This window comes from Burkholderia sp. AU18528, from assembly GCF_002223215.2.
Taxonomy (GTDB): domain Bacteria; phylum Pseudomonadota; class Gammaproteobacteria; order Burkholderiales; family Burkholderiaceae; genus Burkholderia; species Burkholderia semiarida.
The window spans coordinates 2,121,174-2,138,591 of the sequence record NZ_NKFC02000006.1 but is presented as its reverse complement, the minus strand read 5'-3'; the positions used below and the strand labels follow the sequence as shown (position 1 = coordinate 2,138,591).

Here is a 17,418-nt window from a genome sequence, read left to right as displayed (position 1 = left end):
CGCCCGCCGGCCGATATCTTGCGCGAGCAGCCAGTCAGATCCTTCGAGCAGCCGCTCGACGACATACCGGCAGAGCGATTAGGGGCGACGGATTGTACGAACCGGTGCTGCGTGATGTGTGTCGTGTTGCTTTGCAGCAGGTACCAGCCACCAACTTTCGGTGTTCGTTAATTTTCCAGTAATTCCATTGAAATAAAAATCATCGCATGGATATCTCTCGGAATATTCTGATATTGCATTCTTGACGGAAAATTGCGAGATTTTAACGATTCGCAAACCTAATTTCCTTGTCGTTGATTTGATTTTGAAATTTCGTATTTGTCTCATGGATTTCATTATGAAAATTTGCTTAACTCGGGAAAATTCGACGGCATCGTATCCCTGAGTTCGTAGCGAATGGGGCGTGCCGATGTATGCAACCCGTCATGCAACGGTGGCCATGCGAACCATTCAGGACGTGCTCCAACACCCGAGCGCGATCGTTACCCAGTCTCTTCATCTCGAGATCGCGACGCTTGCTTCCGCGCTCTCCGTGTTCGAATTCACGCTCACTGAGGCGATGAACACGCCGTTTCTGGCCGACATCACGGTCACGTCTCCAGACAAGCATATCGACGGCGCGGCCACCGTCGGGCGGCCGGCGATCTTCACGATCGACGAGCATGCATCGGTGCCGTCCCTGCCGGGATTGATCGACCCCGTGCGCCACACCGCTCGCACAGTGCACGGCGTCGTCACGCAGTGGACGCGAATCAAGACCACGCGTGACGAGGCAACCTATCAGCTTCATTTGAAGCCGCGGTTCGCGCTGCTCGAATCGGTGCACGACTCGGCCGTGTTTCTCGACCGATCCTTGCGCGAGTTGCTCACCGACGTGATCGTCGATCGCAGTCTGTTCCAGTCCTTCGACGTCGAGTTCGAGCTGGAAGGGCTTGACGGGAAGTTCGAACAAACCGTGATGTACGAAGAGACGGTCGCGAACTTTATCGATCGGCATTGCCGCCGCGCGGGCGTCTACTACTACTTCAAACAGGCGAAGAAAGAGGACGGCCCCCAACGCGACACGTTGGTGTTCGGCAATACGGCGCGAGGCTATGTGCGGGCGCTCGAAGTGCCGTTGCTGCCGCACTCCGGCCTGACGAGTTGGCACGAGGCGATTCTGACGTTGGAAGCCACGCGCGCGCTGGTGCCACAGACGGTACGCGAATGGGACCACAACTATCGCATCCCCGACGATCCGCTGCAGGTCGAATCGGTCGTGGCCGACGACGATCGATCGGTCTATGGGAGCGTGAACCGCGGCATCGAGCATTTCCATTCGATCGAAGAGGGGCAGGCGCTGGCTGATGCGCGGCGTGACGAACTGCGCACGCGGCAGATGCGGCTCGCGGGCACGAGTAACGTGATCGGTATGACGCCTGGCATGGTGGTGCGGATCACCAATGACGTAGTGCCCGAGGCGCCGCACGGGATCGTGATCACGAAGCTCGTTACGACCGGTAGCCGCAGCCAGTCGGCGATCAATACCTTCGAAGCAATCCCGGCGCATCAGACCTATCGGCCCGAATACGTTCCTGAAAGGCATTGGCGATGGATCACCGGGATGCTGATCGGTGTGGTCGAGTCCGTCGATGACGAACCGTACGCATGGATGGACGAATATGGCCGCTATCGCGTCAGGCTCCTGTTCACCCGGCACAGCGGCAAGCGCGGCACGAACAGCATGCCGTTGCGCCTGCTGCGCGCGTCCGCGTCGTATCAGGGTGGCTTGCACATCCCCTTATTGCCAAGAACGGAGGTGCGCATTGTCCCGACGCAAGGCAATTGCGATCGGTTGCTGATTGCCGGGGCGGTTCATGACTACGCCCGGCGGGATCTGGTGCATGGCAAGGAGGGCTGGTATAGCCGTGCGGTGTTCCGTTCACCGTTGCTTGGCAACAAGCTGCGCTTCGAAGACCTGAAAAATCACGAGGGCGTTCGGTTGGCGACGGTGTTCGGGAAGTCGTCGCTCAACATGGGCTATCTGGTCGACACGGAGAAGCACAAGCGCGGCGAGGGCTTCGAACTGACCACGCAGCACTGGGGCGCGGTGCGCGCGCCGAAGGGGTTGTTTTTGTCGGCGGACGCGGCAGCCGGCTCCGAGACGCCGCATCTCGATATGCCTGCCGCGATTGCGCAGCTGAAGGCAGCATTGCAGCGCGTAACGGACCTTGCGGCAGCGACGACGCAGGCCAAGGCCGACCCTGCTGACCGTGCGGCGCAGGCGGCGCTGCTCGACGGCCTGAATCAGCTTCGCGACGCGGGGCTGCTTGCGAGTGCACCTGGCGGCATGGCGTTCGTGACAGCGAAATCGACGCAGCACTCGGCGGGCGAGAACGTAATCGTCACCGCAGGCCGGGATATGGACGTGAGCATCGTCAAGCGACTGCGCATGGTGGCGGGGGACCTGATCTCGCTGTGCGCGCACAAGTTTGGCATCAAGATCTTCTCGAAAGGGAAAATCGAGTTGCAGGCACAAGGCGCGCCCATGGATCTCTTTTCCGACCGGCAATTGCATGTGTCGAGCGCCGGCGCGAACGTGCTCACGAGTGCCAAGACAAGGGCGATGGTGGCCAGCGGCGGCGCGTCAATGACCATCGAGAACGGCAGCGTTGTTTTCAACTGCCCTGGCGAATTCCGCATCAGAGCGGCTTCATTCACGTTCGAGGGGCCCGGCAATACGTCCGTCAATCTGCCGCAACTGCCGGTGAGCGACTACCAGCCCGGCGCCAAATACAGCCACACACGGTAACGATCATGATTATCAGCCCGCCGTTTTTGCCCGACGCAGGTCTCGCGGCCCCAACTGGGACGAACCCCGATCCGATGATGGATGCGGTAGACAAGTTCGAATGTGCTCATGGCATTTATCCGATCGCCTTTGACCGACGCTGGCATTGCGGCGTGCATCTTCAGCCCGATACCAAGGGCGAGGTGTACGCGATTGCAGACGGCGAAGTCGTTGCCTACCGGGTCTGTCAGCATGCGGTTGACGACGGTAAGAGCCATACGGGCTTTGTGCTGCTCAAGCATACGACCGAAACCGGTGAAGGCCGCACGCTGACTTTCTATTCGCTCTACATGCATCTGATGCCGCTGGCGGAATACGGACAGCACAGCGCGAACGCTAAAAAGATGCCCGAGTTCCTGCGCATGCCGACTGGGCCGGTGAGCAAGGGGCAGGTGACGCCGGCGAAATCCGGGAAAGAAGATCCGAAAGTGAGTCTGAGAGTCAAACGCAAGGACATATTGGGATGGCGCGGGAAGTATGAGGGGATGCCCCATCTGCACTTTGAGATTTTCATGTTGCCTGAGGACTTCGACACCTATTTTGGGTGCACGCAACTGGGTAACAGCACGCCTACTCCTCCCGCTCCTGCCGAAACGGACTGGTGGGGGCATGCGTATTTCGTCATTCCGGCAGGCAGCGAGTTTCGCCGTCTGCCAGCGAAGGTCGATGCCCGCAACAAATTACATGGCATCGAGTTCAAGCCGGGTCACGACGGCTCGAATACCTTGCCGTTGCTTGTCGAGACGTACTTCAGCCTCGGCTCGAAATACACCAACGTGTGGAGTATTGCGCCAGACGGCACCCGCACGCTGCTTACGCCGCAGCCCGTCGAGGAAAAGGACTACGAATACGATCTGTACAAGCGTGCTGCGGCGCTTTATTCGTCATGCCCGAGCGACGGTTACGAGCTGCTTCGCTTTGGCCGCATCCTGTCCACGGACAAAACGTTGGCTGCCGATGCATGCGTGACGTGGATGCCGGTCAACTGGACGACAGACAAGGCGGGCTACATTGATATCAATAACTCGAATATCCATAAGTTCTCCGACGCGGATTTCCTGTCCTATATGGGCTGGCAGAAAATCAGTGAGGGCAATACGCCGTTCGACAGCGACGGACTGTGCGATGTGGACGCGCTGAAGAAAGTACTGAACGATGCTGCCCCGCACGAAGTACCAATGGTGGAAGGGGAAACGCCGGAAGCTCATAAAACTAGAGCGCTCTCGGCCTATGTAAAAGGTAACGCGTGGGTACGGCAGCAGTTGCGTGGCCTTGTCAGCAACGCGCCGAGTGAATGGGATAGTACAAACAACGAAGAACGCTATGCGAGATTGCTCGACGAAGGCGGCTACTACCATGGTAACGACCAGGGCTACAACGATTTCATGAAGTATCTGAAGGAAGTTCAGTTTTGGAACGAGACGGGGCTTCCGGCAGGGCAGAAGCTATGGTTTTTTCATCCGCTTGCGTTTATTCGGCATTTTAGGCGGTGTCATTGGCTATCGTCATACGAACTGTCATGTATCTACCCAGATAAGCTCTACAACCGTCGAGAAACACCGGACCCATACGCTAAGAGAGAACAGTATCGGGTACCGCTCAATCATGGAATGCGAAAGTATTTGGTAAATACGCCAACGAGGATGACGCATTTTCTTGGTCAAGGGGCAGTGGAGTCGTTCATGCTGGCTCGCATGATGGAGGCGTCCAGCACCAATTTTTCGGCGAGTCTGCAACCTGAAGCAAGTGATTTTTACAAAAATAAAGATGATCGCTATTTCGACTATCTTGAAGGGCGAGCTGATCTTGGAAATATCGACGCTGGTGATGGGATCAAATTCCGTGGACGGGGTATGAAGCAACTTACCGGGCGAGTGAACTATGCCAGCTACTGGGTGTACCGCGGCTGGCTAGATTCATCGTCCTTCGACATAAAATGGTTGGTAGACAAAACACGCATCCGGCCAATTATTGCCGCTCCCCAACAAATTAGCATCGATCCATTTAACTGTATTGATGCAGGCGGGTGGTATTGGACGGCAGGTGCCGCAAGCAATAAGTTCATTACGATTAATTCATCGATCCAGGAGATGGATGTCTCTGCTCAATCGATTTTCGTCGTGTCTCGCGCTATCAACGGGATAAACAAAAAGACGAGCAAGCCAAACGGGCTGGAAGATCGTATCAATCACACTCAACGCATTTCAAGAATATTAATGGATCTGGTATGAGAAATTTCGTCATGTCTCTCATCGCAACTGGCTTGCTTGGATTCGCGTCGCCTTTATATGCGAAAAATTTTACATTTGATAACGAAACAAAAATTCATTTGCCTGCATACGAAAACAAGCGAGCCAATCCGGATGGTTCCGGTTCCGTATGCGTAGATGTTAATCGGCTGGAAACGATAGCTACCATATGTCTATACGACAAAACGTCCGACAAAATTTTCCAAGACAATGGATTCATTAAATACGGAGAACTTCCTTCGGAAGGTAAAAATCGAATTTCCTCATTGCCTGATGATGCTCTTGTATATGTAGAAGGGAGCTACGGTGGTTTCTATGAAACAAGAAAGGAAGAAATTGGAGATTTTATCGTTTATGAGGCTGACAACACGCTCTGCGATATTTCTGACACTGCAGAAAAGCGTCCCGCGATTTGTTACGAAGCAGCATTGATTTCATCTAAGAAATCCAATACACCTCCGGTAATTTTCGTCTCTGTCATCATTGAGAAGCCACCCGCTCCGGGCGGGAGGCTTAGTGAAAAGGCAATGGGTAAGGTGAGGGTGATTAATGAGATCATTAAATCCATAAAAATCGATAAATAACAATGGATGCGAATTTCGAGGCGGCTTGTGAGAAAAATTGCACTTCACTTGGTTTTGGTTATTTTCCATGGTGGTGCGAAGGCCGGAATAGAAACGTCTTGCGATGGAAAAGTTATGTGGCGAAAATCAGCGGCCCCAAGAAATGGCTGTTTTGAGGGGTGGGAGGCACGTTGGGGCGATGAAAATCGATCACTCTATCGATGGCGGAGTATTTAGTCTCGACGATTACGTGTTGATTATATTTGGGCTTCCGTTTGAGATGGATCGTCGATTTCCTAAGTTTTATACCCTTCTATATATTTGATTGGGAGGGGTGTTCGTGCTGTAGGGGAGGGATTTATGGGGGGGCGGAGTATATGATGCCGAATTTAGTGACGATCGAAAATTTATCGTTATTAATATTCGATTTGGAGTTGGGGTGATGGATGTCGAGAAAGAGAGGACACATTCGTTTGATGTGACGTATGTTCCAGGATTTGAAATGCAAAAATGTGAGAAAAATTAATTTGCTTGGGTAGGTAGGTGGGTGGTTGGGAGGTGGTGCCGAATGCAGGCTACAAGCCGGTAATGTGAGGAATCATGAGGCGATTCATTTTGCGGGGGGTGAGTATTTTGTGCTTTATGGTCTTTGTGTGTTCGGCGAGTGGCAAGGAACCGGAGAGGGTCTTGAGGGATGATTGTCATTTGTCGTTTGCGATCCCCAATGGCCTTGAGTATGTCGACGTTGGGCACACCATCGCATTAGGGAAAGATGAGTGCTACATACCGTTTCTATATACGGGGAAGCTTCGGCTTAAACGAACTGGGCCTATGCCGCACATGCCCGACGACTGGCGCGCTTTGACAGATTTTGCCCTGACTGTCGAGGCGATTCCGGTGGGGGATCGTCTGGCGCAAGTTGAGTCGGTAGACGGAGCGGCTCAAAACGGCCTATTTAGGGCGGTCTCGAAGGAACATGTTCAGTTGTCAGGTGGTGACCTCTATATCATAAGCTACTCGGCAATAAAACCGACGGGAGCCATTGTTGAATATCAAAAGCAACAATGGGTTTTCATTGCTGGTAATGGTGCACGTTCGACTGTTTTTCGTTTGTACTACGGAGACCGGACGTTGAAGGTCGGTAGGGAGAGGGCGCGCGCTTTCAATTATCTATTCTCATCATTTCGATTTTTTTGACATCTCGTGCGAGTCGAAAGTGAGTGCAAGTTTTTTTGAGTGGATATTGAAGATGTTTCAGCTTAGAACGTAGATTTTATGAATCGGCTTGTTAATGGTGGTGAAAGTGGATGCGGCGAGAGGCAGCCGTACTCAGTATTTAGAACGCGCGTCTTGGGCGATGGAGTTGATGTTGATGGGGTGGTGTTAGCTAATCCGCCTCGCCTCAAAAAGCGGTGTTGGTAAACATGCTTAAGCCGGAGTGATCAATGAAGATTATCAGGACTTTGCTGGCTGTAGTGATGTTCTCGACATCATTTTTCGCGTGGGCTGATGATGTTTTAAGGACCTTTGCTCCATCTCCGGGGATCATGGCCGTAGTGAGAATTAAGGGGCAAAATTTGTTTTGGAGCTTATCTGGAAAGAGCGGGGTTAAGCAGGGGGAAATATTTATCGATTCAGAAAAGCCACTTAGTATAAAAATCGGTAATTATGATTTTAGCGGGCGGCTCGGCTTTTGGGTGTCGCATGCGGACGATGGAATGGGGACGTATGAAGTCGATAGGGTTTTCACGTCTTCCCCATCGTCTAATGAGTTTGTGGAGAGGTTTCCTTCATGCGGGGATGAATTTGCTAACCTTAGGATGGGTGAAAAGAGGCGTTATTTGGTTAGCACTTATTGGAGTAGAAATGTTCCTAAAAGGTGTATTGCTAGGTTGTCGGTTGAGAGGTGATAAATGGCTTAATTTAGCGGCAATGAGAATAATGGATCGTCGATAAAAAAGATGAAAACTCGAGATAAATTATAAATAACGTGTGCTTTTGAGGGGCGGTGCGTACTTATCGATTGGGAATTTTTAGGGTTGATTTTTTTGAGGGTTGGCTATTATGGGTGGTCGACACGGATTTGTATTCGGTGTCTCACTGGTGTTATTTGGTCTGTTCTCAGTGCATCGAGTCTATGCGGCCGATGTTCCAGCCACTATTCAGGCGGAAATAAAGGCCCGTATTGGAGAAGTTCATAAATTGCAGCCGCCGATCATCGATGCGGCACCCGCAATACAAGGGGTGTATATTTATTTTGTCGCGAATACATCTAGTTTTCGTGATTATGCTAAAGGTGATGGGCCTTACGTGCTTGATGCGCATCTAATATTTTATGATAAGAGTCATATTTGGCGCGATGTATTATTCGATCGTTATGTGAAGGATGATGGGGTTCCTGAAATTTATACTGTGTTTTTTGCGAATGCAGATCATGATCGAAAGAGTAAGGAGGTCGTTGTTTTGGTGCGAACGCCACTGAATCATTACGACTACGGTGGGGAGTATTACGATGGCTATGTCTACAAGTTGACTGGCGATCCTCAAGCGGGAGCTGTCTTTGCCGGACTGCAAAGTGATGCCAGCGCACCTTTCTTGAACCAATGTGAATGTGGTTTCCGCGATGGGCGCTCAACGCATGCCCGTTATAAGGATGCTGAATCGATTCGAAAGGTACTAGAGAAAAAATATTCAAATTCGCTGCCGAAAAATAAATGATTGTTGTGAGGGGGGTAATTGCACAAATTATTGTCAGCGATGATTGAGTGGGTTTGATAAGAGAATTTAATATATTTGCGTGGTCAGGGAGGTTCTCCTTTGAAAGTAAAAATGTTCGTACTTATTGGTCTGCTGGCTGCCTCGGCTCAAGGTTGCTGCCGGACTACTAGTGTTGCGACCACAGTAAAATCTTTCGATTTGACCGTGCGAACTATGACTGGGGACGTTCACTGCTTAATCGACAAAGAACCAATAGACACTACGCTGAGTTCCGACGGTGAGGCGGTTATCGTGTCCGGTACTGACTACGTTCTTGTCAATGAATTAAATCATTGCAAGGCCGGCAGGCCGGTTCATGTGAGGTGCGCAGCCCCGCATGTGGGCTTCCTGTCGGACGTAAACGTCAAAGCGGGAATTTATGCATCAATGGTGCCGGTAGCTGTTTCTCCCTTGGGTTTTGTGGCGATTGTTGGGAGGATCGGTAGTGACAGGAGTTTGGTTGAAATTCCAGGATTCTATCGAACCACTGTAAGTAATTCCAAATTGGAAGAGGAGGCATCTTCAGATATGAATCCTGTTATATCACTTGATGGAAAGTATATATCGTTGGATCGACATCAATGTGGGATAGACGCAAAATTTGAAATCATTGAAATACGAGCGGGAAGATTGGTCGAAATTGACAGCAAAACGTGCGAAAGATTATTCAATTTTCGAAGATGATTATTGATGCGCGTTGGCGGTTTTTGTGGTCAATGTATGGAAAAATTTCGTGCGCGACAAGAAATGATTGTTCTGCGAGGCGGACAATACGCCGGACGGACGGACAAAAGGCGCAACGAATATTGGGAGACAAGGCATGAAGAAGTTTATCCTAATTTTTTTGTTGACAATTTTACTGTCGAATGCGCGTGCGCAAGTTGTTACATCTTGTGACGGAAGATATTCAGCGCAGGCTACTGGTCAGGCCGAAATGCTCGTTAAGCGAGACGGGAAGGAAATAGGGGTAGTTAAAATTGATCACAGTATTGATGGGGGTGTTTTTTCTTTGGATGAAAAGAGCTTCGTTGTTTATGGGTTGCCAAACAAGATAGATCTTCGCAGTCCTCAAGCAACATTTCTTTCAATTTATATATTAAAACCTAAGTTGGGCATGATTTTAAAAAGAACATACGGCGGCGGGATATATGATGTTGCGATTGGTTCTGATCGGAGGTCGATGTTAATTTCTAGCCGTTTTGGATTTGATGTCATAGATATAAAAGATATGAAAATCAAGTCTTCTGATCCAGGGTCGGAGCCACAGTTTTCAATGCAGAAATGCAAAGATTAACAACTGATTTTGAGGCTGTTATGAAATCTCCCATCCGCAAAGCCGACAAACTCGAGCACGGCGGCGAAGTCGCCAGCGGCTCGCCCTGGACGACATTCATGGGCAGCCCGCTTGCTCGTAAAGGCGACGAGGCGATCTGCGAACTGCACGGCCGGACCGTCATTGACGAGGGCGCCGACAAGTTTCCCGATCGCGACCACAAGCCATTCGCGCTGGAAGGCCATCGCTGCGCATGTGGCTGTCGGTTGATCTCGTCGCTGCCGAACGTCCACTTCGAATAATGCCCGTCGACCTCTCTCGAGCGGGGCACCCGAGCGCTTATCCGCGCCGCCCACGGTTCTGGCCGTGGTGGTTCTGCATTTGGCTGACCTGCGCGGTGTCCGGAGCGGCCGTTGTCCTGCTGATATGGCCGAAGGGTGAACGCGCGGGCAGCCCATGGTTCTGGTTCTGCGTCGCCGGTATCCCGAACGGTTTTTTCGGCTTTCTCTTTGCGATCGAGCGAGCGCGCTATGAGGCCGTGTGGTATCGCGCGTATCACCGCAACCTCCATCGCGACCGATGGCTGGCGGAGCGCATTCGTTTCGCGCAGCAGCCGCTACGGGTGCTTGGCATCGGCTACTGCTTGCCCTTGAACGATCAGACGCTTGCCCAGGTGATTCATGTTGGCGCGCGTCTGCCGCGACAGCAGCAGCCCCGTTTTGGCGCAGGTGTCGTCGAGCATTGCCGCTTTGATGATCCTCCGGAAACATTCGCTGAACCCGACGTGGCCGATCCGGCGGAGGAAAGCGGGGCCGATGCGGCTCCAACGCGACCTGTTACCGAGCTTGCACTCAAGATCGCCGAAGCGCTTGAACCGCTCACCCCGAGCCTGCACGCGCTCACGCAGTATGAATCGGCTTACTGGCCAAATGTGCGTGTGCTGGCCGAACCCGGCGAGGAAGCTTTGCGCGAACAGGAGGTGCGCGACGCGCTCCAATTGGCGGGCCTGCCATCGCTCACCGTGTTGGCCGTACCTGCTTCGCACGGGTTGCTGGTGGCCGACGCATGGCTCGACGCTCGCGAGGCATGCCCGCTGCTTGTGATTGCAACGGCATGGCACGAAGAACAGCCTCCGACTGGCAGCACGGAGGGATGTGTCGCGATACTGCTCGATGCCGGCTTCTACGCTCTACCGGAAGATGTGCCCGTGGTGGCAGCCCTGCATCGACCCGTCGAGGGCAAGGCCGACGAGATCGAGTACGGCTTCGCGAATGCGGTGATATGGGGCAGGGCGGATTTCGCTGCCGTGACGCGTGCGTGGGTCACGCGTGCCGTCAAGCGTTGCAATCAGGGGCTGCGTATCGCGAACCTGGATGCGCTTGCGAGTGGCGACGCCCAATGCGACCTCGCCTACATCGTGGGCGATTTCGGTAACGCCAGCGGCTGGCTGTCCGTCGCAGCCGCAAGCGAATGGGGTGCGGCGGGCACGCCGCAACTGATCGTCGATGGCGTGCAGTCCGCCATTGTTCACGTCCTTCCCGGTACGCATGGGAAGGAAACTTTGTTGCCTGAACACACTCAGCATGATCGATCCGAAACTGACCTTGCGACCGCTTGACTCGGCCCATACTGTCGAATCTGCGCCTTCTGGACGCGTCGCGCTCTGGGGCGTGATCGCTGCTGCGCTGATCGCCGCCGCGTGCGCGATTGGCCTCGTGTGGGGCCGCGGCGATCTGTTCGATCTCTCGCCCGGCATGGCGCGTATGCAGGTCGTGATCGTCATCGTCATCGCCCTGATTCTCTTCATCGCTATTCACCTCAGCTTGTTTTTCATCGGCGCGTATGCCGTCGCCGGACAGATGTTTCGCAAGGAGACCGGCGACACGACGAAGGCGCGGAAGCCGCTGAAACGCGATGCCCGTCTGCAACGTATGGTCGATGAGCTACGTGTCTCGCAAGGCTGGCGCTGGCGATACCGGTCACCATGGCTGCTGGTGAACGGGACGAACGTGTTGATCGACAAAGTCGCGCCCGGCCTCAAGCGCGCGGGTGCGATGTCCGTCGGCAACGCGATCCTCGTGCACGCCGAACCCGACGGTATCGAGGCGGGTGAGTGGCGCCGCCAAATCCGGATGCTGCGTCGTCGCCGGCCGGTCGATAGCGTGGTGCAGGTTACGGACGCGGATGAGCGCGATACCGAGCTGCCGCGTGTGCTTGCCGCGCTCGCGAACGATCTCGGCTGGGCCGCGCCCGTTATCTTCCTGCGTGCGGTGCCCGTGCGGGGAGGGAGCCCCGAGACGTTCGACGCGATTGGCGCATTTTCGCAACTGGCATACAACGGGGCACCCGCGGCGGTGGCCACCTTGCGCGATCAGCTTGCCGCTATCGAACGTGATACGGCGGACGCAGGCGTGCGGCTTTGTACGGAAGCCTCGCACATCACCTGTCTCGCCGAGATCTCGCGATACATCGGTAAACAGCACGAACACATCGTCGCGAGCTGGCAAGCGCTACTTGCTTCGCACTGTTTGCGAGCGCCGCTGGCGGGCGTGATGTTCGCACCCGTATTCGCAACGACGGTGACCATGCCGACGCCTGCCCCGGTCGCCGAGGGTGGGGACAGGGGCGCGGCGCCAAACGCTGCAACTGTTCCGAACGGAACGGTTGAGTTCGCGAGGCAACCCGCCGCGTTGTTGCCGACGTGGCTGGAAATTGCCAATCGACGAGGCAATGGTCGGCGCGTGGGGTTCTGCTGGTCGAACGCGCTGGCGATGTGTGTGACCCTTGCCACGATTGCATGGTGCGTATGGATGACCACGTCGTTCATTGGCAACCAGCAACTCATGCGCGAGGCGCAGGCGACGGCGAATGCTGCCATCGGCGCCCGGCCACAGACTGCAGTTGCCTGGCGCACGCAACTCGCGCTACAGCAGTTGATGGAAAAGCTTGAATACCGGCAGCAGCATGGCGCACCGTGGTACCTGCGCGCGGGCTTGTCGCGCAATGACGAAATCCTGAGCGGCCTCTGGCAACCATACCGAATCACGGCGACCCGTAACTTGCAGATACCCGTCGTGCAAACGATCGACGGGCTGCTGAAAGCCGCGGACCAGGCGCGCGCCGACAGCCTTCAATCGCAGGACATACGCAGCAGTACCTACAATGCGCTCAAGACTTACCTGATGCTTGGCGATCCGTCGCGAGCCGATCCGGCGTTTCTAAGGCGCCTGCTGGTCGCCTTGTGGCCGAGACCCGTCGAGATGTCGCTAGGCGAGCGCGACGATACCGGCCGGCGGCTCGCGGCGTTTTACGCCGATCACCTCAAAGCGCATCCCGAATGGCGGATCGCGATGGACGACGGTGTTGTGACCGCGACCCGGAACATGTTGATCACGCAAATGGGACTCGCATCGGCCGACGACACGGTGTACCAAAGTATTCTCGACGACGTTACGAACAAATACGCCGACGCGTCGCTCGAAACCCTGTTGAACGGTTCCGATGCCTACGGGATGTTCACGGCGTCGCAGACTGTACCGGGAATCTATACGCGCGCGGCATGGGACGGGATGATCGCTGCGGCGATCGACAAGGCATCCCGCGAACGCCGGGTGAGCGGTGACTGGGTGTTGACCGGTTCGCAGGCGCCGCAGCCGATTGGCAATACGCTCGCACAGGGCATGGTCCAAGCCAAGCCGATCGTCGACGAGAAGCGCGCGGCCGAGGAACTGAAGCAGCGGCTGACGGCGCGTTATTTTGGCGAGTACACGGCTGCGTGGCAGCGCATGCTCAACAGCGTGCAATGGCAGCCGGCATCCAATCTCGGCGGTGCGGTGGCACAGCTTTCGCGGCTCGCGGATGCACAGACCTCGCCGTTGATCGCGCTGATGAAATCCGTGCAGTATCAGGCCCAGGCGGGCCGCCCGTCGCAGGCGCTGGTTGACACGCTGGTGCGCAAGGCGCAAGACCTGATCGGCACGGACGAGCAGGCAGGGGCGGCCGTCGTCAGCCCGCTCGACAAGCCGTTCGGTCCGCTGCTCATGCTGATGAGCGACACGGGCGCGTCGCCGGCCGCTGCAAACGCGAAGAGCGCTCTGCCGGCCGGTATCGCGCTGACCGGTGTGAGCCTGTCGCGCTACCTGACGGCAGTCACGACGATGCGGCTGAAGTTGCAGCAGATTTCCGGCAGTCCGGATGCGCAGGCGATGGCGCGTTCGCTCGCGCAGGCGGTGTTCCAGGGGAAGTTGTCGGAGCTGTCCCAAGCACGCGATGACGCGGCGCTGACGGCCGCAAGTCTGGGCGCGGCATGGGCGGGTTTTGGCGATGCGGTGTTTGCGCAGCCGCTCGAGGCCGCATGGCAGACGATCCTGCAACCGGCCGCAGCGAGCCTGAACGACGCATGGCGAGCCAGCGTTGCCGCGCCCTTCAACGCGGCGATGAGCGGCCGCTATCCGTTCTTCGATACGCAGGCCGATGCATCCTTCGCTGAGCTTGGCCGCTATGTGCGGCCCGACACCGGATTGATTTCGCGTTTCATCACTACACAACTGGCCGGCGTGATGAAGCTGGAGGGCGATCACTGGGTGCCGAACGAGTTTGCGCCGCAGGCGCTGCAGTTCGATCCGAAATTCCTGAGCGCCGTCCGGCAGTTGTCGACGGTGGGCGCGCAGCTCTACTTGCAGGGCGACGCGGGACAGAAATTCGAAATGATGGCCCTGCCGACGCCAGAGGTAACGCGCTCGGAACTGTCGATCGACGGCAAGCAGATCGTCTATTTCAATCAGCAGGAACGCTGGACGCCGCTGGCGTGGCCAGGCAATGGCCTGAACGGACACGCGGGGCTCACGTGGCAGACGCTCGACGCGGGCCTGCGGCAGGCGTTTGATTCGACCGGCGATTGGGCGTTCCTGCGTCTGCTGAGCAAGGCGGACGTCAAGCAGCTTGATAGCACGCGCTATCGGCTCACGTGGAACACCGGGAGCAGCGAGCCGCTTTCGTATGTGCTGCGCACACAGGTCGGCGCCGGGCCGATTGGCCTGCTGAAACTGCGCGGATTCCGAATGCCCGATCGCATTTTCATCGTCGGCAACGCCGGTGTCGTGTCTACCATGCCGCTCCTGCCGCCGCTGCCACAGGATCTCCAGCCATGAGTGAAGGCAAAAACAAACCGGTGATGCCCGAAGGCGTCGGCTTCGGCGCGGAGGACGATCCGTACCTGCGCTACTTCGATGCCGAGATGCGCTACCTGCGCGAAGCGGCGCGGGAATTTGCGAAGGAACAGCCGCAAGGTGCCCGCCGTGTGGGAATGACGATGATGCCCGGCGCACTCCACGACAGTGTCGAGCAGACTTACGCGGGCTTCGCTTTCCTCGCGAGCCGGCTGCGCATGAAGCTCGACGACGTCTATTCGGAAATCACCGATCCGCTGATCGACCACCTTTGGCCGCATGCGGGTCGCACCATTCCGTCGCTGGCGATCCTTGCGTGCATGCCCCGCACCGGCGAGGCGCGGATTCTCGATACGTTGCCGCCGGGGCTACAGGTTCATTCGACACCGGTCGGCCAGGACGGGACGATATGCGTTTATCGGACCACTCAGGCGGTAAGCCTGTTGCCGCTCGGCGTGCGCGAGGCGGGTGCGCGTATGCGCGAGGACGGTCACACGGTGATTCGGCTCGCGTTCGACCTGCTGCACCGCGAGCAGCGGTTGCTGGATGACCTGTCACGTATCCGGCTTTACCTGCATGGCGACCGGCCGACCGCATCCGCGCTGTACGCAGTGTTCACGCGCCAGGTCGAGTCGATCGGCGTGCGCATGCCGCGCCTGCTCGACGGCCAGCTACAGCCGCGTCCGGCGATGAAGTTCGAGGCGGCCGGCTTTGGCGCACGGGAGCGACTGTGGCCGGTCGATCACGACGCACGCGACGCCGCTCTCGATCGCGAGCAGACGATGCTCGAATATTTCGCGTTCCCCGAGAAGTTCCACTTCGTCGACTTGTGCGGTTTCGACGCGGCGAGTGTGCCACCGGGCGAAACGCGTCTTGAATTCGAAATCGTGATCCGGGATCGGATACCCGGTGACGCCACGTTCGGCGCGGACAATATCCGGTTGTTCTGCACGCCGGTGATCAACCTGTTCGAGCTGGACGCGCAGGCAATCCGGCCCAACGGACACGATCGCGACTATCCGGTGCTCCCTCCCAGGTCGGCGGGCGAGCACGTCGAGCCCTACGATGCGCTGTCGGTCGTGGCGACCGATCCGCGCACCGCCAATCAATACGCGTATCGGTCGATCAAGGAATTCCGTCACCGCGGCGGGATGATGCGGCACGAATCGCCGGATCGCTACTACCACGCGTCGATTCGGCAAGGCGTGACCGGCCAGCGCGAGATGGTCGTGACGTTGGGCGGGCATCCATGGGATGAGCCGGGCAGCTTGCCGGACGCGCACGTGACGGTCCGGGTATTGGCAAACAATGGCCGATTGCCGCGCATGGCCCTGCGTGAATCGACGATTGCCACGCCTGCTTCGACCTTTAACGGTGTCGAGCGCGTATGCAACCTGACGGCCACGACGATGCCGCTGTATCCGCCGCGCGGACGCGACTATGACTGGCGGGTGATTTCTCACTTCAACGCGGCAGGCACAACCGAGCTGAACATGATGGACGCGAACGTGCTGCGCGGCGCGCTGTCGTTGTACGACTGGACGCGACAGGACGATAACCGGCGACGTATCGAGGCGATCCATTACGTGTGGCTCGACGAGGAAACGGAACGGTTCGGTATGCGCGTCGATCGCATCGTGAATGTGAACGTAGGTATCGAGCCGTCGGGTTTCGCCGGGCCGGGCGACGTCGCGCTATTCGGCGACGTACTCAGCCGTTTCGTAGGCCGCTACGCGTGTTGCCACTTTGCAGTGCGACTCGTTCTGTACGAAGGCGTCGGGGGGCCGATTCGGCGCTATCCGTGCGTGAGCAAGACGGGAGACTGGTTGTGATACCGAGAACCCATCGGAGGATGCGAAGCATTCGACTGGTAGCGGTCGGTGCGCTGACTGTCGCGGCGATGTCCGGCTGCGGCATGTGGCAGTCGGTGATGGATACGGCGGTCGATACGACGCGCGCGGTATTCGTCGCGAAGGTCAAGCAGATGAATCTGGTGATCGAAAGTCGTTCCGCGCTCAACGAAAATGAGCAGGGTCAATCATTACCGGTTGTGGTGCGCGTTTACCAGCTGAAAGACGCGAAGGTCTTCGAAAAAGCGCGTTACGCCCAGTTGCTCGATGACGATAGAGCGTTACTGAGGGCCGATCTGCTCGGCAGTATGGAAACCACGCTCGGGCCTGGCGCCACGGTGAAGCTGTCGGCGCCCATGGCGGATGATGCGCAAGTTGTCGGTGTCGCGGGATTCTTCCGTAACCAAGCCGGTGCCGAATGGCAACTGCTGATCCCGAAATCGCAATGGAAGAAATCCGATCCCGTCAAGCTGGTCGTGACGGGCAATCGGATGGAGCTGGTTCCATGAACGAGGTGCGGTTTCGGGAGCTTGATCGTCGGCGACGGAATCCCTGATGGTGAGAGTTAACTCGGCCATGTCTGGCGCACAACGGGCTCTTCTTCCATTGAAAAGCGCTCCGGACCGGCCGCTGACCATCCCTGACAGTGTGCGGCCGGCGCTCCGCTAGAATGCCGGATTGCCGCCGCTTGACGCAGGCGGCGCTTCGCGCGCTACACTGCGCCATGC

General features: G+C 56.6%; 13 protein-coding genes. All 13 read left to right on the top strand.

Annotated features, from left to right (window positions below):
* Positions 1-439: 439 nt before the first annotated feature.
* The 13 genes from CFB52_RS26380 to tssJ all read left to right on the top strand — a co-directional run bounded on the left by CFB52_RS26380 (position 440) and on the right by tssJ (position 17,199).
* Entirely contained in the window at positions 440-2,791 is a 2,352-nt protein-coding gene (locus tag CFB52_RS26380) for a type VI secretion system Vgr family protein (RefSeq protein WP_099317820.1), read from the top strand.
* A gap of 5 nt (positions 2,792-2,796) precedes the next feature.
* Positions 2,797-5,061: a M23 family metallopeptidase gene (locus tag CFB52_RS26375; RefSeq protein ID WP_144029765.1), complete on the top strand. Its 2,265-nt coding sequence runs from the start codon at positions 2,797-2,799 to the stop codon at positions 5,059-5,061.
* A gap of 11 nt (positions 5,062-5,072) precedes the next feature.
* On the top strand, positions 5,073-5,663 hold the full coding sequence (locus CFB52_RS34405) for a hypothetical protein (protein ID WP_144029764.1): 591 nt from the start codon (positions 5,073-5,075) through the stop codon (positions 5,661-5,663).
* A gap of 810 nt (positions 5,664-6,473) precedes the next feature.
* Positions 6,474-6,839, top strand: coding sequence for a hypothetical protein (locus tag CFB52_RS34400; protein WP_124658450.1), 366 nt, complete (start codon positions 6,474-6,476; stop codon positions 6,837-6,839).
* A gap of 248 nt (positions 6,840-7,087) precedes the next feature.
* Positions 7,088-7,552: a hypothetical protein gene (locus CFB52_RS34395; RefSeq protein ID WP_144029763.1), complete on the top strand. Its 465-nt coding sequence runs from the start codon at positions 7,088-7,090 to the stop codon at positions 7,550-7,552.
* A gap of 154 nt (positions 7,553-7,706) precedes the next feature.
* Positions 7,707-8,360, top strand: coding sequence for a hypothetical protein (locus CFB52_RS26370; RefSeq protein WP_099317818.1), 654 nt, complete (start codon positions 7,707-7,709; stop codon positions 8,358-8,360).
* Positions 8,361-8,471: 111 nt separating this feature from the next.
* Positions 8,472-9,083 (top strand): hypothetical protein, encoded by a 612-nt coding sequence (locus CFB52_RS34390; protein WP_144029762.1) that lies wholly within the window; start codon positions 8,472-8,474, stop codon positions 9,081-9,083.
* A 136-nt stretch (positions 9,084-9,219) separates the two neighbouring features.
* A complete protein-coding gene (locus CFB52_RS34385; RefSeq protein WP_124658454.1) occupies positions 9,220-9,693 on the top strand; it encodes a hypothetical protein in 474 nt (157 codons plus the stop codon).
* Positions 9,694-9,713: 20 nt separating this feature from the next.
* Positions 9,714-9,974 carry a PAAR domain-containing protein gene (locus tag CFB52_RS26365; protein ID WP_099317817.1) on the top strand — a complete coding sequence of 87 codons (261 nt, stop codon included), beginning with the start codon at positions 9,714-9,716 and terminating at the stop codon, positions 9,972-9,974.
* Complete coding sequence (locus tag CFB52_RS26360; RefSeq protein WP_257220636.1) at positions 9,926-11,290, top strand: hypothetical protein; 1,365 nt, start codon at positions 9,926-9,928, stop codon at positions 11,288-11,290. Before CFB52_RS26365 ends, CFB52_RS26360 begins: the two co-directional genes overlap by 49 nt.
* Positions 11,256-14,822: an ImcF-related family protein gene (locus CFB52_RS26355; RefSeq protein WP_099317815.1), complete on the top strand. Its 3,567-nt coding sequence runs from the start codon at positions 11,256-11,258 to the stop codon at positions 14,820-14,822. Before CFB52_RS26360 ends, CFB52_RS26355 begins: the two co-directional genes overlap by 35 nt.
* Before the next feature lie 23 nt (positions 14,823-14,845).
* Complete coding sequence (gene tssF, locus CFB52_RS26350) at positions 14,846-16,672, top strand: type VI secretion system baseplate subunit TssF (protein WP_099317949.1); 1,827 nt, start codon at positions 14,846-14,848, stop codon at positions 16,670-16,672.
* A gap of 20 nt (positions 16,673-16,692) precedes the next feature.
* Positions 16,693-17,199, top strand: coding sequence for a type VI secretion system lipoprotein TssJ (gene tssJ / locus CFB52_RS26345; protein ID WP_257220635.1), 507 nt, complete (start codon positions 16,693-16,695; stop codon positions 17,197-17,199).
* Positions 17,200-17,418: the final 219 nt, after the last annotated feature.